The sequence below is a fragment of the Psychrobacter sp. CX10 genome (assembly GCF_057621575.2).
The window spans coordinates 501,909-517,560 of the sequence record NZ_CM177736.1; the positions used below are offsets into that span (position 1 = coordinate 501,909).

At 40.3% G+C, this 15,652-nt stretch carries 16 protein-coding genes; 14 read left to right on the forward strand and 2 right to left on the reverse strand.

The window, feature by feature from the left end:
- The first annotated feature begins 154 nt into the window (after positions 1–154).
- Genes AC21OH_RS02035 through AC21OH_RS02045 form a run of 3 tightly spaced genes read left to right on the forward strand, consistent with a single transcriptional unit; the run spans position 155 to position 2,194 of the window.
- Positions 155–1,057: an energy transducer TonB gene (locus AC21OH_RS02035; protein WP_491139956.1), complete on the forward strand. Its 903-nt coding sequence runs from the start codon at positions 155–157 to the stop codon at positions 1,055–1,057.
- Between the two features lie 37 nt (positions 1,058–1,094).
- Entirely contained in the window at positions 1,095–1,661 is a 567-nt protein-coding gene (locus AC21OH_RS02040) for a MotA/TolQ/ExbB proton channel family protein (RefSeq protein ID WP_487371007.1), read from the forward strand.
- Positions 1,662–1,717: 56 nt separating this feature from the next.
- Positions 1,718–2,194, forward strand: a complete 477-nt coding sequence (locus AC21OH_RS02045) for an ExbD/TolR family protein (protein ID WP_486536668.1) — start codon at positions 1,718–1,720, stop codon at positions 2,192–2,194.
- Positions 2,195–2,775: 581 nt separating this feature from the next.
- Here AC21OH_RS02045 and AC21OH_RS02050 read toward each other — a convergent pair.
- On the reverse strand, positions 2,776–4,533 hold the full coding sequence (locus AC21OH_RS02050; RefSeq protein WP_487371006.1) for a proline--tRNA ligase: 1,758 nt from the start codon (positions 4,531–4,533) through the stop codon (positions 2,776–2,778).
- Between the two features lie 383 nt (positions 4,534–4,916).
- On the opposite strand from AC21OH_RS02050, the gene AC21OH_RS02055 reads away from it, so the two are divergent.
- Positions 4,917–5,636: a DUF4230 domain-containing protein gene (locus AC21OH_RS02055; RefSeq protein ID WP_487371005.1), complete on the forward strand. Its 720-nt coding sequence runs from the start codon at positions 4,917–4,919 to the stop codon at positions 5,634–5,636.
- A gap of 293 nt (positions 5,637–5,929) precedes the next feature.
- Here AC21OH_RS02055 and AC21OH_RS02060 read toward each other — a convergent pair whose 3' ends face one another.
- On the reverse strand, positions 5,930–7,528 hold the full coding sequence (locus AC21OH_RS02060; protein WP_487371003.1) for a cryptochrome/photolyase family protein: 1,599 nt from the start codon (positions 7,526–7,528) through the stop codon (positions 5,930–5,932).
- A gap of 274 nt (positions 7,529–7,802) precedes the next feature.
- Here AC21OH_RS02060 and AC21OH_RS02065 point away from each other — a divergent pair, with 274 nt between their 5' ends.
- The 10 genes from AC21OH_RS02065 to accD all read left to right on the forward strand — a co-directional run bounded on the left by AC21OH_RS02065 (position 7,803) and on the right by accD (position 15,649).
- Positions 7,803–8,441 carry a phosphoribosylanthranilate isomerase gene (locus AC21OH_RS02065; RefSeq protein WP_487371026.1) on the forward strand — a complete coding sequence of 213 codons (639 nt, stop codon included), beginning with the start codon at positions 7,803–7,805 and terminating at the stop codon, positions 8,439–8,441.
- Between the two features lie 326 nt (positions 8,442–8,767).
- Complete coding sequence (locus tag AC21OH_RS02070) at positions 8,768–9,097, forward strand: helix-turn-helix transcriptional regulator (RefSeq protein ID WP_487371002.1); 330 nt, start codon at positions 8,768–8,770, stop codon at positions 9,095–9,097.
- A 175-nt stretch (positions 9,098–9,272) separates the two neighbouring features.
- Positions 9,273–9,836, forward strand: a complete 564-nt coding sequence (locus tag AC21OH_RS02075; protein ID WP_487371001.1) for a hypothetical protein — start codon at positions 9,273–9,275, stop codon at positions 9,834–9,836.
- A 298-nt stretch (positions 9,837–10,134) separates the two neighbouring features.
- Positions 10,135–10,407 carry a hypothetical protein gene (locus AC21OH_RS02080; protein ID WP_487371000.1) on the forward strand — a complete coding sequence of 91 codons (273 nt, stop codon included), beginning with the start codon at positions 10,135–10,137 and terminating at the stop codon, positions 10,405–10,407.
- Positions 10,408–10,423: 16 nt separating this feature from the next.
- Positions 10,424–11,020: a DUF6714 family protein gene (locus tag AC21OH_RS02085; RefSeq protein WP_487370999.1), complete on the forward strand. Its 597-nt coding sequence runs from the start codon at positions 10,424–10,426 to the stop codon at positions 11,018–11,020.
- Positions 11,021–11,518: 498 nt separating this feature from the next.
- Positions 11,519–12,736 carry a tryptophan synthase subunit beta gene (gene trpB / locus AC21OH_RS02090; protein WP_487371025.1) on the forward strand — a complete coding sequence of 406 codons (1,218 nt, stop codon included), beginning with the start codon at positions 11,519–11,521 and terminating at the stop codon, positions 12,734–12,736.
- Between the two features lie 35 nt (positions 12,737–12,771).
- Positions 12,772–13,026 (forward strand): hypothetical protein, encoded by a 255-nt coding sequence (locus AC21OH_RS02095; RefSeq protein WP_487370998.1) that lies wholly within the window; start codon positions 12,772–12,774, stop codon positions 13,024–13,026.
- 23 nt (positions 13,027–13,049) lie between these two features.
- Positions 13,050–13,406 (forward strand): PIN domain-containing protein, encoded by a 357-nt coding sequence (locus tag AC21OH_RS02100; RefSeq protein ID WP_487370997.1) that lies wholly within the window; start codon positions 13,050–13,052, stop codon positions 13,404–13,406.
- Positions 13,407–13,743: 337 nt separating this feature from the next.
- Complete coding sequence (gene trpA, locus AC21OH_RS02105) at positions 13,744–14,565, forward strand: tryptophan synthase subunit alpha (protein ID WP_487370996.1); 822 nt, start codon at positions 13,744–13,746, stop codon at positions 14,563–14,565.
- A 154-nt stretch (positions 14,566–14,719) separates the two neighbouring features.
- Positions 14,720–15,649, forward strand: a complete 930-nt coding sequence (gene accD, locus AC21OH_RS02110; RefSeq protein WP_487370995.1) for an acetyl-CoA carboxylase, carboxyltransferase subunit beta — start codon at positions 14,720–14,722, stop codon at positions 15,647–15,649.
- Positions 15,650–15,652: the final 3 nt, after the last annotated feature.

Here is a 15,652-nt window from a genome sequence, read left to right on the forward strand (position 1 = left end):
CATCTGTTATAAACTGACAGGTTTAAAGTGTTATTTATCCAGTGCTTCATTTAAACATAATGAATTGGCATAATATTAAGGATCATCCACCGTTTATATGACTCACAAATCAACAAAAACATTTCCATCGTATAGGTTAGTGGTCACTATATTTATGAGTGTTGCCGCTCTTCATTTGGTAGTAGCCGCAGTAATAATAGACAATCTTAATACGAACATCAAACCTAAAGACATCCCTAGCCCGGAGCCTATTCAAATTACAGTATTATCAGAACGCATTACGCCATCTACTGACATAGATACTAAACAAGCATCGAGAGGTGTTCGTAACCCTACGCAAGAGGCTACAAATAATAATAAACAGCAAGCTTCAGATATTACGTCTTCTAATACTAATACAACAGGGACTACAACGGAAACAGCATCTAATAATACACAAGAGACTCAGAACCATACCCGGTATAATAACAACAACAATAAGACGCAGACTACCAATGATGATGACACCCCTAATGTTGCTGCATACGGTTCAGTTGAATCTCAATCCTCTGAATCTAATAAAAACACCAAGGACGATAACCGCGATATAAATATCAATAAAAATAACAACGATAAAAGTAACAACAATAACGTGAGTACTGGCACTAATGATGGCACCCAGCAGACGGTAACGACAAACAATGCTAGCAGAAAAGATATAACGGGTGTAAGCCAAAGTGGTTTGGATAGCTCACCTGATGATATTGTTGTGTCCACACCAGCTAATAACCTCCAAGATACGCCTATCGAAATTACTATTCATGATCCAAGATGGGAGAGAAAACCAGACTTTACCTTTAGTTCTAAAACTGGCTCTGATAAAAATAAGACCTATGACGTTGTATTAAAATTAAAAGTTGATAAAAATGGTAATATCAAAATTTTAGAAGTAGAGGGTTCAGGTGATATCACATTTGATAAAGAGGTTATACAGGCGGTAAAAAAAGCCAAACTTCATCCCTTTAAAGTCAACGTTGTTGCAAATGAGGGGATTGCGACGTTACACGTTGAATTTTAAAATTTTTTTATAAATATAATTTTACTTAAGGATATCTATGGGTTTTGACGCCTATTGGCAGTATACCGATGTCATTACAAAGACATTATATTTTATTCTAATTGCCTTATCCATTTTGACTTGGGTGACGGGCATATTGCGCATTATAAAAAGTTATCGTTTGAAAAATAAAGTTGCAGATGACTTAACACATGCGCTTACTGAACAATCCAAACATTGGCACGCTTTACCATACGATCAGCGTAAGACAGCTACTGAACAAGCGTTGTTACAACATATCGGCCGCTACCGCTATCAATGCGAAAAAGGGCTCTCCATTTTGGGAACCATTGCGTCAGTCGCCCCCTTTATTGGGTTATTTGGCACCGTGTGGGGAATATTTCACGCTTTAGACAATATTGGCGCTTCAGGTAACGCCACCCTCGAGCAGGTTGCAGGGCCAGTAGGGGAGGCACTTATTATGACGGGGTTAGGTTTGGCAGTTGCAATACCCGCGGTTGTATTCTACAACGTGGCGGTACGATTAAACCGCCGAATTCAGTTCATTGCTAATGATACTGCTTACGGTATATTAGGCGACAGCACGACGACGCATCAAAAATAATCTGATTCAGTGTGGTTATAAATTATGCAGGAGCATTAACAGGAGCATTAAATTACATGGCTTTTAAACTAGGCGATGATGACATACCCAGTATCAACGAGATGAACCTTATTCCGCTCATTGATATCATGCTGGTGTTAACCATCATATTTATGATTACAGCTTCAGTAGTAAACCCCGCTATACCGCTTGAGCTTCCCAAAGCTGCTGCAACCACTCAAGAGACTGCCGCACCCATCATTCACATCAGTGTCGATGCTAAAGGCGGTTTATATTGGAACAATGAAAGCGTTACCATGCGCCAGTTAGAATCCCGATTCAATCAACTCACCCGTTTAGATGAAACTCAACCAAATCAAACTCAACCAAACCAAGTTCAATCAAGTCAAGCTCCTTCAGCTCAAAATAAGAATCAAAAGCCCAGTATTCATATCTATGCTGATAAAAACGCTCGTTATGAAAGTGTGGCTAACATACTAGCGATGGCGAATAACGCTAACCTAACCCAAATTGCATTTGTAGCAGATCCTTAAACTATATACACATAATCGATATGTAGATAAATAGCCTAAGCAATTAAAAGAATTTAAATAGTTAAGTAGTCCTAATATTTGAATGTTCAATAGACCCTAATATTAGTTAGATTCATCTTAAATTGAATAACATGATTTTTATTCACTATGATATTCGTTTATGATATCTCTATTGAATTTATAACTATTTTTACATCTATTCCGTTCGCTATGGTAGAAATGACCAAAGCCGTACGTCTTAAGTACGCCGCGTAATTTATAACGTCTCAACCAAGACAAAAAGCCCTTAACACCAACGTGTTGAGGGCTTGTCATATATTATGCGCTATGATTTATTAATTAAGGGTTATGTAGATAGTAGGGGGTTGTGGTTAATTAGAAGCCAATCCCGCTATTCGCTACTATCTGTCGTCTTAAGCGGGGCGAGTGGCTAAGATTTGGCGTGTCGCCTGCTACGCGCGCCACGCCAAATCAAGCCACCGCAGCCCACTTAAGCCGCCAGTATAGCCGCTGCTATCGGGGCTAGCGGTCAGACCATGTTCTTAACCAGCGCCGTCGTGGTTTGGGTGTGGCACACCTTGTTAACCACTCACTTTAGCAATTACGTCATCACGGCTTAACAATTGTTTTTCGCCGTCATGGCGGTCGACGTACTCGTATTTGTCGTCAGTGTGATCATCAGCTAAATTGCGTTCAGATACTACGATACGGTGCGGGATGCCAATCAGTTCTAAATCGGCAAACTTAACGCCAGGACGCTCATTACGATCATCTAAAATCACGTTTAAGCCTTTTGCTTTAAGCTCCTCATATAAGGCTACGGCCGTGTTCATGACTGTATCCGTTTTTGATTTCATCGGTACAATAGCAATGTCAAACGGCGCAATCGAATCGTTTATATTAGGGGTTTTTGTCCAGATGATACCGTTGTCGTCATGGTTTTGTTCAATAGAGGCGGCGATAATACGGCTAACCCCAATACCGTAACAGCCCATCATCAAGGTTTTAGGCTTACCATCTTCGCCCATAACCGTACAGTTAAGCGCTTTAGAATACTTATCACCCAACTGGAAGATATGACCTACTTCAATACCACGTTTGATGCTTAAGGTGCCTTTGCCATCAGGGGATGGGTCGCCCTCAACGACATTACGAATATCAACAACCTTGGTAATTTGTGCATCACGCTCCCAGTTCATGCCCGTGGTGTGCATATTATATTCATTGGCACCTGATACAAAATCTGCAAGCGCCGCCGCTGCACGATCAACATACACAGGCATATCTAAATCGACGCCGATGTAGCCCTTTTTCAAACCAGCGTCTCTCATCTCCTCCTCGCTTGCCATCGTTAAAGGCGTAGCCACTCCTGCTATTTTTTCAGCTTTGATGGCATTTAAGGTGTGGTCACCGCGTAAGATTAATGCGACTAACGGCGTTTGATTATCGGTAGTCGTCTCATTATCGGCAGTTGCCTCATCAGTAGCGCCATGTACAATCAGCGTTTTAACTGTTTGCGATAACGGAATGTCTAAATGTTTAGCAACCGCTTCGCAAGTTGGCATTTTTGGGGTGTCTACGTTTTGACGGGCTTGACTCGGCGCAGGGCGCTCATCAAAACATACTGCTTCTACCAACTCAACGTTTGCTGCGAAGTCTGACCCATTTGAAAAAGCAATCGCATCTTCACCGCTGTCTGCTAACACATGGAATTCGTGCGAGGCCGAGCCACCAATTGACCCTGTATCCGCCAACACTGCTCTAAAGTCCAAACCCAATCGACTAAAAATCCGCGTATACGCATCGTACATCTCTTGATAGGTTATCGCTAAAGACTGCTGATCTAGGTGGAACGAATAGGCGTCTTTCATGGTAAATTCGCGAGCGCGCATAATACCAAAACGGGGGCGGATCTCATCACGGAACTTATTTTGAATCTGAAAAAACGTCATGGGCAGCTGTTTGTAACTGCGCAGCTCGCCATCGGCAATACTGGTAATGACCTCTTCATGGGTCGGGCCTAATACAAAGTCTCTATGATGACGGTCTTTAAATCTTAATAATTCAGGGCCATAATCTTCGATACGCCCTGTTTGCTCCCAAAGCTCAGCAGGCTGGGTCATTGGCATTAACACTTCTTGAGCACCAATATTTTGCATCTCTTCACGCACAATTTTTTCAACTTTTTGTAGTACCCGAAGACCGATGGGCAACCACACGTATAGCCCTGACGCAAGCTTACGGATTAAACCTGCTCTGACCATCAACTGGCTCGAGGCGATATCGGCATCACTTGGCACTTCTTTTAACGTCGCTAATAAAAAATGACTGGCTCTCATAAAAGACTCAACTTTAACTATTTAATATCGAATAGGGGGGTGGCGTGTTATAAATTTTGGTTTTATTCCATTACCCTGACTATGTTAGGTAAAGTCGTGTCATGACGCAATCATTTTTTAATGTTGTAGACGCATCTGGGGCAATAAATGCAAACAGTTAGTGTAAACAGTGAATGGGAAACCTAATACAAACAACTATTAGAAACGGTTAATGCTAATAGTTATAGGAAATAAACAGCGATATTGAAATAACATTACTTTAAAGCGTATTTTTAACGACATAAAGATTGAATATACCCACTATCACCACCATTTAAAGAGTAGGTAATGCTCACCGATTTAAAATTTTTCAAAACTGCTATTTTTAACAAGGGTAGACCCCTATGACAAACAAGCGTCTTGACACCGCCAAACCCAGTCGAGTTTGGTTAAAACTAGGCATGTTGCTTATCATTATTTTACTCACCGCTTTAGTCTGGCAGATGATGACTACTGATGACACACCTGAAATCCAGACCGTCACACGAGATGGGGTGGTGTCTCGTATTCAAGAACTCAATCGTTTAGAGACGATGGCTTATAATGTAGATACGATTATTACCAGTGAACAAGAAGGCACATGGCAGCGCCTATGGCAGGACGAACAAAAGGGGTTGTTTCTAGCGCAAGGTCGTGTGGTCGCTGGGGTAGACTTAAGTCAACTTAGCTCCCAGATGGTTCAAATCACTGACCCAACGCCAGAGCAAATAGAAGCGGCTAAAGCGCAGATGGCAAGTAGCGATAAGCGCTCAACCGTGACTATTATGCCGAACATTATGATTACCTTGCCCCCAGCGCAAATTTTTACGGTCTATCTTGATGACGTTGAAGTATATGACTGGCAATCGGGTGGGTTTTTTGGCATGACTCAAGCTGAACCTGAAATATTTAAGCAAGCGCAAGCCAGTGCAAAAAATGAGATACTCGAACGCGCTTGCCAAGATGGTGTCATGCAAAAAGCAGCAGACAATGCGCAAAAAGAGATGCAGCAGTTATTTGCAATGACGGGCGCAACGGTCACAGTACATACCCAAGGTACAGGGGCATGTCGACCCATTGATTAAATGTAGTAGCTAATCACGCTTTACGCTCCTATCTTGGCTGGTAGAGCGACGGGCGCTACATCCAGTGTCGTTCCTGCTACCTCGATAACGCCACTGGCTAAGCGCCCGTAACGCTCTACTGCGCCAAGTATATCCGCTGCAATCGTGGCTAAACCTGACCACTAAATTATTGAGAGCACTTTTAAACACAAAGTGAACTCTTTTATGAATTTAGTGGTCAGGTAAAAAGCCGCCCGTAGCCACACTTGGTTTAAACGATATAGCGTTTGCTTTAGAGTTAAGAGGGTATAAGCTTATTTCTTAAACTGTTCGATCGCATATAGTCGGGCTTGTCTATGCTCGACCATAGGCTCAGGATAATCGATATGCCCAAACTCTCCATTCTTTTTTAAGACATTGCGCAGCTTGTTTTCATCGTACAAGATTTTAGCTGGAACGTCTTTTAATTCTGGTAGCCACGTTTTGATAAATACCGCATCTTTGTCGTGGGTCTTGGCTTGGCTAAACGGGTTCATAATCCGAAAATAGGGTGAGGCATCAACCCCCGTTGAGGCGCTCCACTGCCATCCACCGTTATTAGATGCAAAGTCACCATCTATCAGCTGTTGCATAAAGTAACGCTCACCGAGTCGCCAGTCAATCAGTAAATCTTTGGTTAAGAACATCGCTGTCACCATGCGTAAGCGATTGTGCATAAAGCCTGTTTGATTCAGGCAACGCATAGCGGCATCAACGAGTGGTACGCCAGTTTTGCCGTCGCACCACGCCTTAAAGTCTTCCTCATCATATGACCAATCTATCTTTTTATCGGTATCTATTTTATAGGCTTTGCCTTTAACGATATCAGGTCGGTTATGGATAACGTGACGGTAAAAATCACGCCATGCCAACTCACTTATCCAACGTTCTACATCAGTTTGCGGTATGTCATCTTTCAACAATAATTTACTGGCTTGCTGATAACAAAGGCGTGCGCTAATGCTACCGACCGTTAAATAGGCAGACATTTGGCTGGTTGCCATTAAGGCAGGTTTATCGCGAGCGGTGTTGTAAACGCTAATGTCCTCTTTGATAAAGCTCTCAAGGCGCTTGCGAGCATTGTCCTCGCCTGCGGGGTAATCTTGATGGGTGTGCTTTAAAAGTTCATTGATGGCGGATTGTTCTAGCTCATAATGAGATTTAAATTGCTCTAGTGTTTGCTGATGATAGTTTTCAATGTTTGCTAGTCGTTGCTCTAAATCATTTTTAGCACTGTCTTTACTAAAGTTGTTCTCTAAATCATCAATGGCTTTTGGCGTAGGATAAACTTGAATAGGACTGGTGTCGATAATGGATTGCCATTTTTTATAAAACGGCGTGAAGACTTTATACATGGTATCGTCATTGGTCTTGACCGTATTGGGTGGTAGGATACATTGGTCATGGTAGCGGTTAAATTCGATATTATGTTTGGCGAGTTTGGTTGTTAATGCTTTGTCACGCTCTTGTTCGTTTACTTCGTACTCGATGTTAGCGAATAAGTGCGTGATATCTTGTGCAATACAAAGCTGCTCGATATCGTCAATGCTATCGTCATAAGTGTCTGCATAAGTCACTTGTAGCAAGATTCCTAACTCATTGAATAGAGTGCTAGCAAGCTGTTTTAAGGTTCTAAAGATAAAGTCCATTTGTGCCAGCGACATATCATGCTCTAGCCATTGGCTCGGTGTTACGGTATATAACGCTGAAACTTTTGTGTTAGCAGCTTGTATGTCAGTAGATTTGCAGTCGTAGTTTAAGGTTTGGTTCACTTCATCAAATAACATGGTTAGTGCCGTATTATCATGCAGGCGTAGGTCTCGGCGAAACCACATTAGATAGTTTTTTGGGTGTGGAGAGGTATCAGAGGTCATAGTTTACCTTTGTTAAGTCATTGAGGATAAAGTTATTTAACTTATGCATAACCAGATTATATTACGACTGGTAATCATTTTTGAATCGTCTGAAGGTAGAGCCAGACAATTCCTAAATAATTACCAGTCGCTTATAACCGTTTAAAATCTTTATTTAAATAAGTTCGGTTATGTCGGTCATCATAAAATGCTTAGAGTATGCTAGGATTAAGTTTCTTTAACTATTGAATTATGTAAAACATGAATAGTGATAATGAAAAGGAAAATAAACGCCATGCAGGTTAAGTTTTGTGGACTGACACGGCAAGAGGATGTAAACAATGCCATTGAGTTGGGTGTTGATGCGCTCGGTTTTGTGTTTTATCCACCAAGCCCGAGAGCAGTGACTGCCAAACAAGCTAAAGCGTTAATCAAGCATGTACCAGCATTTGTTAGCGTGGTGGCATTGCTGGTAAATATGGGTGAGGAAGACTTAATTAAATTAGCAAATACGACGCCTTTTGATGTGATTCAGTTTCATGGTGATGAATCTGCAAAAGACTGCCAATGGCTGGCAGATCGGGTAAATAAACGCTGGATTAAAGCGTTACGGATTGATAAACAAACGCAATCGCTAGATAGTATAAAAGCACTAATAGATGAGTATGCCAAAGCGGGCGCAAGCAGTATTTTATTAGATGCGTATCATAAGGATGCGTATGGTGGTACGGGGCATCGCTTTGATTGGTCGCTTGTGCCTAAAGATGCGAGTTTACCGATTATTCTGGCTGGGGGGCTTAACCCTGATAATGTGGGTGATATCGCTAAACAGAATTTACCGATTCAAGCGGTAGATGTGAGTGGCGGGATTGAGTCGGCAAAGGGGGTTAAGGATTTGGAGAAAATGAGGGTGTTTGTAGAAGCATTAACCTAATTTTTATTTTGTTTTATAACCAAACTTACGCAAATATAATTTACCACTGTGTTAAACGACTGGTGATTATTTTTGGAGCGGCTACGCTCTACTTTTAGACGATTCAAAAATGATAGCCAGTCGTCATATCTTTTTGATATGTACAAGTTCAGTTTATAAGCATGAGAACCATTATAATTTCACTTACTCTCTACTAAATATAGTGTGATATAAGTGTCATTAATAACTAAATATGTTATTAGTGAGTGATATATTTATCATAATACCGATATTTAGCTTATGAATTACACCAATGGCGGTTGATTTGATTGGGGTAAGAACTAAACATGTCTAATAATTTATTGGAAAGTGATTTAATACATAGTCATAGACAACGAGCATCGCATATTAAGCCTAATCTTGATGGTTTGAGTCGTACTAAGGCGAGGGACAGAGTGATTAAATGCCTTGAGGATAATGCCTTATCTCAAGGCGAGGCACTAAAAATATTACGTGTGCAAATATTAGGCATCAAACAAGATGAGTTTGCACAAATGGTAAAAGTATCTCGCAAAACGTTATCAGACGTTGAAAATGATAAGGGCAATTATAGTGTTGAAACGCTAAATCAAATTTTCCGTCCTTTTAGCTTAAAGATGGGGTTGGTGCGGATTTAGATAGTATTCAATGGTCATGCGTTCAATCTGCCCATTTAAATGATGGATATGAGTGGCGGAATTGAGTTTGCTAGAGGGGTTAAGGATTTGGATAAGATAAGGAGTTTTTAGTGAGGGGATTAGATATATTTAGTCCAACCTATGCCTACTATATTATTTTTATAGGAAATAAGTCATGATTGATTCATTAGTTAAAATTAAAAAATTGGTTGTTATTGGTTTATTTTGCATACCTTGTTGCGCTGGAGCTCAATCTGTAAATAATGAGTTAACCTTTGATAATGCAAATCCATTTTACAGAGATATTAATGACATTCAAGTGAGTGACATAGACTATGACTTATTTAAAGCCAATCTAATGTTTAGAGTTATTAAATCATTTGCATACAACTGTAGAGCTAATGATCCAAATGTTAGTAATCAAATTTTAGAACGGGCTATGAGTCTGTTTTATGAAGAAAAACCAGAACTGTATGAACGTATAACTAAAACAGATACATTGTGGGAGGAAGTTAATCCTTTAACAAATGATGCAGGTAATTTAAACGCCATAGAAATTAATACTTTGCATATGGTTAAAGGACTGAACTTTCTTATACAAGGTAATGAAGTTGATGTTTCATCTACTGATTGTCAGTCTTTTTTGAGTAATATCAGCGATAATAATAGACAAAATGCATATTGGGACAATTATTTGAATCAAGCTATACCAATTATCAAAGAAGCTAATGATTTTTAAAGGCTATAGGTTGGCTTGTTAGATCATCATTTATAGAAGGATACTAGTATAGAGATGTGCTAGCTTTTTCTACTAAAAATACTGTTTACAACTGACTAACTTAGTGTAGTCATAAGCCGTTAGTTATCACTCACATTACAATACTTGTTGTTTTGAGTAAGGGTTACAGTGGAGGTGCGGTTTAGCCTCGATTGAAGCGGTTATCCTGCTAGACTAGGCGAGTTGCGGTGACTATGTTGCTTGGAAACATGTTGTTGATAATAAAGGTAGTACGGTACTTCATCTCTAGTTGTGAGATGTGTGGAAGAATGTTGGTTTACAAACTTTTGAAGAAAGAAAATTAAACTATGTCGATTTATCTGGCTTAGATGAAGATAAAGCTAATGAAGTAATATGTAGTGTTAAAGTTGAAAATAACGATGAGATTATTTTGTTTTTTGATGAGGAACATGTTATTGATATTTGCGAAGCATGGACTGGCGTAAATCCATGTAATTTTGATTCTAAACCAGTCCTAATTAACTGCTTACCAAATGACGGTATTTGTGGGTTTTTGGAGAAGCGAGCGTAGCTTAGCTATAACTAATATGCAAGATAACTTAACTATTAATGATGAAAAGCGAATTAGTGAGATACTTATAGAGTTTCGCTCCTTTTGTAAGCGTAGTAGATATTGCGATTATTCGCCAAAGTTAGAGGCATTGGTTATTAATCTGATTAGAGCTTTTCTAGATACAAAACTAGAAGAGGGCGTTGGATTTTTTGAGGCCACAGCTATTGATGATTATTATCCTAGAGATAGTGATGAATGTAGAGCAATGCGTCGCTTAGATGAGCACGATTACTGGGAGAATATTTACTTTAATAGTCATCAATCAAGAGACACTGAATGGCATAAACATTTCTACCCTATGTCTGCTATTGGTTTTATGGATGCTCAAGGGGTGAAATTTGTATTACCGTGTTGTTTATTATGGGCGTTAGAATACTATGACTACGAGGATAATGCGAAAGACATTCCTTGTGTTTCTAGGGTTGTTTTAATAACGGCGCACTTACTTAGTGCAGAACAAAAGTTAGTCGTGCTAGAGATTTTGAATATCTTAATAGATCGTGCATTTGAATGGAATGAAGATTATGAATATGATGATCTGAAGAATGCTATTCATAAATTGTCCTCGTAGTTGTTAATATTAATAGTTAATAAAATGAAATGTTTTTCAAAACGAAGTAGCTTAACGTCGAGGTGCGAGAGCCAAAGGATGAGTAAAGAATTCTGCAAGTTTAAGCTTCAAAGTCTCATTCCAGCCTACCCTTACGTTAACCAAGCTAGTAGAGTAAAGTGCAAGTAGTTACAACATCAAAGACTACAGTAACATAATTGTGCTTGAGCGCTATACACTATAAACTACACCTACTTATAAATGAAATTTAGATATAAGCTTTTATGAGCCTAATATGCCTAATAAGCTTGAGTCTATCCGTTTGAGAAGGCATCAATATGGCAATGTTAATGAAAGCTGGCAAACGTGACCGATGGCAACGTTTAACCTAAAATAATGTAAATAAATATTGAATATCATAGCTATATTAAATTTAAAGAATTAAAGTGAGCGTTTATGAAAAATTTTGATAATGTACCGCCCTGTGATGATACAAGCAGGGATGAAGTGCCTGATGATATGCCTTTAGACAATGTGACCGATTTTAATCAGTATCCTGATGCCAGTGGGCATTTTGGGATTCATGGTGGCCGCTTTGTGTCTGAAACCTTGATGGCAGCACTAGAAGAGCTTGAGACGCTGTATTATCAAGTAAAGCAAGACCCTAAGTTTTGGGAAGAGTATCATAATGATTTGGTGAATTATGTGGGTCGTCCAACGCCGTTATATCATGCGAAACGTTTGAGTGATGAGATTGGCGGGGCGCAGATTTATTTTAAGCGTGAAGATTTGAGCCACACAGGCGCACATAAGATAAATAATACGATTGGTCAGGCGCTCTTGGCAAAAATGAGCGGTAAGAAGCGTATTATTGCCGAGACGGGCGCAGGTCAACATGGTGTGGCGACGGCGACGATTGCGGCACGTTTGGGGCTTGAGTGCATTGTTTATATGGGCGCTGATGATGTAGAGCGTCAGAAGATGAACGTATATCGTATGCGCTTGCTGGGCACAAAAGTAGTACCGGTGACCTCGGGTTCACGTACTCTAAAAGATGCGATGAATGAGGCGATGCGTGATTGGGTAACCAATGTCGATACAACCTATTATATTATTGGCACGTGTGCCGGTCCGCATCCTTATCCGCTCTTGGTGCGTGATTTTCAAGCGATTATCGGTAAAGAGGCTAGATTGCAGCATTTAGAAAAGACAGGTAAGTTGCCTGACGCGCTGGTGGCATGTGTAGGCGGTGGCTCGAATGCAATTGGTCTATTTTATGACTTTTTGAATGACAGTGACGTAAAGATATATGGTGTTGAAGCGACAGGCGATGGCTTGGAGACGCTTCGTCATTCTGCACCACTGGCAAAAGGTCGGGTAGGGGTGTTACATGGCAATCGTACGTACTTGATGGCAGATGATGATGGTCAGATTCAAGAGACGCATTCTATTTCGGCAGGTTTAGATTATCCGGGTGTGGGTCCTGAGCACAGCTTTTTGAAAGATATCGAGCGGGTCGAGTACGTAGGTTGTACCGATAAACAGGCGCTTGAAGGCTTTCATGAGGTGACCCGTAAAGAAGGTATTATTCCTGCGTTAGAGTCGGCTCATGCAGTGTATTATGGATTAGAGCTTGCGAAGACGATGACTGCCGATCAGAGTATTATCGTGAATATGTCGGGTCGTGGTGATAAGGATTTGCATTCGGTTATGCAGGCTGAGGGGATTGAGTTGTAGGTTTGGATTAGTTAGAAGTTTTATTAGAAAAAGTTATGCAAACGATTACTTTAAGAGTTGATGATGAGTCGGTTGATAAGGTTTTAGAGTTGTTGTCTTGTTTGCCCAATAAGCAAGTTGAGGTAATATCAAAGCCTAACCAAGACGCTTCCGACTACGTGGATAATCAATCTGATAAACTTTCTGGTATGTTTGCTCATTATGTGACCCAGAGGGTAACAGATGAGCAGTTCAATAATGCTATTACTCAAGGTATTACTAAGCGAGCAATGGCGGGTAGAGGTCAATAATTTACGTTGTTGATACAAAGGTTATGCTTCGTTATTTATTAAATGATGAGGTGCGCCAAAGTGAAATAGCGTCTCGTTTTTTATATGATGTGTTATTAGAGTTTAAAATAGCAACGTATGTACTTAATGAAGTTATTTGGTTCTTAAGAAATACCTTAAAAGTTAAGCGTTCAGAACTGATTGATTTAATCGAAACTTTGCTATCAAAAGAAAACTTTACTTTAAAAGTTGATGAAGTAAGCGTAGGTTTAGATTTTTTAAAGTTTGGTGGTGACTTTGCCGATGGCGTCATTGCTTATCAAGTCATTCAGTATGATAATGCCAGTTTATTAGGGCGTGTGGTACATTCAAATGTGGAACTGTCAGGTGCTATTTTTTAGTCAATATGAAGTTAAATTTTCGACACCTAGTTATTCTAGGTTAGAAAATTTTGCAATATATTGGCAAAAAATAGCCCTGACCCTACGGGCTGATGCTAAAATCGCCCTAAACGTTGTTGTTAATCTAGCTAAGGTCTAGACATTATCGTCGATTAACGCCTAGTTTAGAATGATTTTAGCTATCAGCAGTCCTAATATTTGAATGTTCCACACGCCCTAACCTTTGATAAGAAGGCGCAAAAGATAGCTCGTGCGTTAGATATAGCGGTCTCTAAGACAATTTGAAGCTACACTAAATTATTTAAAATATTAATTCATAGATATTATAGAGAAAATAATGACCCGAATAGAAAAAACCTTCCAAACCCTAAAAGCCCAAAACAAAAAAGCCTTAATTCCTTATGTTATGGCAGGCGACCCTGCACCCGATACGTTTGTCGGATTAATGCATGACTTAGTGAAGCATGGCGCTGATATGATAGAGGTCGGCTTGCCTTTTTCTGACCCTATGGCAGATGGTCCTACAGTAGCAACTGCTGGCGAGCGTGCTTTGGCAGGCGGCACGAGTACCCGCCAAGCGATTGAGATGGTCAAAGCGTTTCGCAAAACGGATAGCGAGACACCAATTATTTTAATGGGGTATCTAAACCCAGTTGAGATTATCGGGTATGACAACTTTACAAAGCTGTGTGAAGAGGCTGGGGTAGATGGGTTATTGATGGTAGACCTGCCACCTGCCGAGGCAGGTACTTTTACCCAGTATCTATCTGACCATGCGATGAATGAGATATTTTTATTATCACCAACCACATTGCAACAAAGACGCAAACAGGTCATGACCCATTGTAGTGGTTATATCTATTATGTATCGCTAAAAGGGGTGACGGGTTCTGCTACCTTAGATACGGATGAAGTTGGCAAACAAGTGCAAGCGATAAAAGCAGAGACGGATTTGCCAGTATGTGTCGGCTTTGGTATTAATAGTGGCGAGTCTGCTAAAGCGGTTGGTCAACATGCTGATGGCGTGATTGTTGGTAGTGCGCTGGTAAAACAGTTTGATGGGTTGAGCGCAGACAGTGATAAATACACAATTAGCGACGCTCAAGCGAAGATGATGGCGACGATGGATGAATTGCGTAGTGCTTTGGATAGCTTATAGTTGGTTTGCTAGCTATTTTTAATGAGTTGAATAGGCAAAGTTAGAGTACTCAACCAAAACGCTATTAAACCATTAGTTTTTAAACTACTAAACCTATCTAAAATAGTTAGACTATTAGACAGATCACTCGACTTGTAATTGGCTAAATAAGACTATGACAAAAATTGTGAATGATACTGACCTACAATCAGAATTAAAATCTGTTAAAGATAAGGTGAAGCCGGCTTCTTCATCTGATGGATGGCTAGGACGTCCTGTACCTACCGTACACAAAAATAGTCTGCCCCAATTAACAGCGGTTGAAACAGAACCTTCGACCCAATGCCCGCAGTGTCATTCGATGACTACGAACACGGCACTTATATTTAATAGCTACGTTTGTCCTCACTGTGACTATCACCTTGCTATGACAGCGCGTGAGCGGTTGACTGGTTTTTTAGATCAGGTTGATAATGAACTGGGTCAAGAGTTTAGTACGGGCGATCCCTTAAGCTTCGTTGATAGTAAACCTTATCCACAACGCTTAGCATCTATGCAAGCCAAGACACATGAAACGGAAGCTCTTATTGTACTTGAAGGAAAGCTTAGAGATATGCACGTTGTCTCTTGTGCTTTTGATTTTCGCTTTATGGGGGGGTCTATGGGCTCAGTCGTAGGTGATAGGTTTGTAGCAGCTGCAGAAACTGCACTAGATAAAAAAATCCCTTTAATTTGTTTTGCTTCGTCAGGCGGCGCTCGAATGCAAGAGGGGCTTTTATCCTTAATGCAAATGGCACGAACAGCGGCGGCCATTGAGCAATTGCGTCTTGCTAGTGTGCCCTATATTGTGGTTTTGACCAATCCAGTTTATGGCGGGGTCACCGCATCATTAGCTATGCTTGGTGATATTCATATTGCAGAGCCTAAGGCAATGATAGGTTTTGCTGGTAAACGCGTTATTGAACAGACGGTAAGAGAAACGCTTGATGAGCCTTTTCAGCGTGCTGAATACTTACTAGATCACGGGGTTATCGATCAAGTTGTCCACCGTCATCAAGTTAACGATACCATTTATCGTTTACTTGCTAAGCTCACTTATTATTAATAC

Excerpts from the sequence above, each read along its gene's own strand:
- AC21OH_RS02035 (WP_491139956.1), top strand. The coding sequence starts at position 155 with ATGAGTGTTGCCGCTCTTCATTTGGTAGTAGCCGCAGTAATAATAGAC.
- AC21OH_RS02040 (WP_487371007.1), top strand. The coding sequence starts at position 1,095 with ATGGGTTTTGACGCCTATTGGCAGTATACCGATGTCATTACAAAGACA.
- AC21OH_RS02045 (WP_486536668.1), top strand. The coding sequence starts at position 1,718 with ATGGCTTTTAAACTAGGCGATGATGACATACCCAGTATCAACGAGATG.
- AC21OH_RS02050 (WP_487371006.1), bottom strand. The coding sequence starts at position 4,533 with ATGAGAGCCAGTCATTTTTTATTAGCGACGTTAAAAGAAGTGCCAAGT.
- AC21OH_RS02055 (WP_487371005.1), top strand. The coding sequence starts at position 4,917 with ATGACAAACAAGCGTCTTGACACCGCCAAACCCAGTCGAGTTTGGTTA.
- AC21OH_RS02060 (WP_487371003.1), bottom strand. The coding sequence starts at position 7,528 with ATGACCTCTGATACCTCTCCACACCCAAAAAACTATCTAATGTGGTTT.
- AC21OH_RS02065 (WP_487371026.1), top strand. The coding sequence starts at position 7,803 with ATGCAGGTTAAGTTTTGTGGACTGACACGGCAAGAGGATGTAAACAAT.
- AC21OH_RS02070 (WP_487371002.1), top strand. The coding sequence starts at position 8,768 with ATGTCTAATAATTTATTGGAAAGTGATTTAATACATAGTCATAGACAA.
- AC21OH_RS02075 (WP_487371001.1), top strand. The coding sequence starts at position 9,273 with ATGATTGATTCATTAGTTAAAATTAAAAAATTGGTTGTTATTGGTTTA.
- AC21OH_RS02085 (WP_487370999.1), top strand. The coding sequence starts at position 10,424 with ATGCAAGATAACTTAACTATTAATGATGAAAAGCGAATTAGTGAGATA.
- trpB (WP_487371025.1), top strand. The coding sequence starts at position 11,519 with ATGCCTTTAGACAATGTGACCGATTTTAATCAGTATCCTGATGCCAGT.
- AC21OH_RS02095 (WP_487370998.1), top strand. The coding sequence starts at position 12,772 with ATGCAAACGATTACTTTAAGAGTTGATGATGAGTCGGTTGATAAGGTT.
- AC21OH_RS02100 (WP_487370997.1), top strand. The coding sequence starts at position 13,050 with ATGCTTCGTTATTTATTAAATGATGAGGTGCGCCAAAGTGAAATAGCG.
- trpA (WP_487370996.1), top strand. The coding sequence starts at position 13,744 with ATGACCCGAATAGAAAAAACCTTCCAAACCCTAAAAGCCCAAAACAAA.
- accD (WP_487370995.1), top strand. The coding sequence starts at position 14,720 with ATGACAAAAATTGTGAATGATACTGACCTACAATCAGAATTAAAATCT.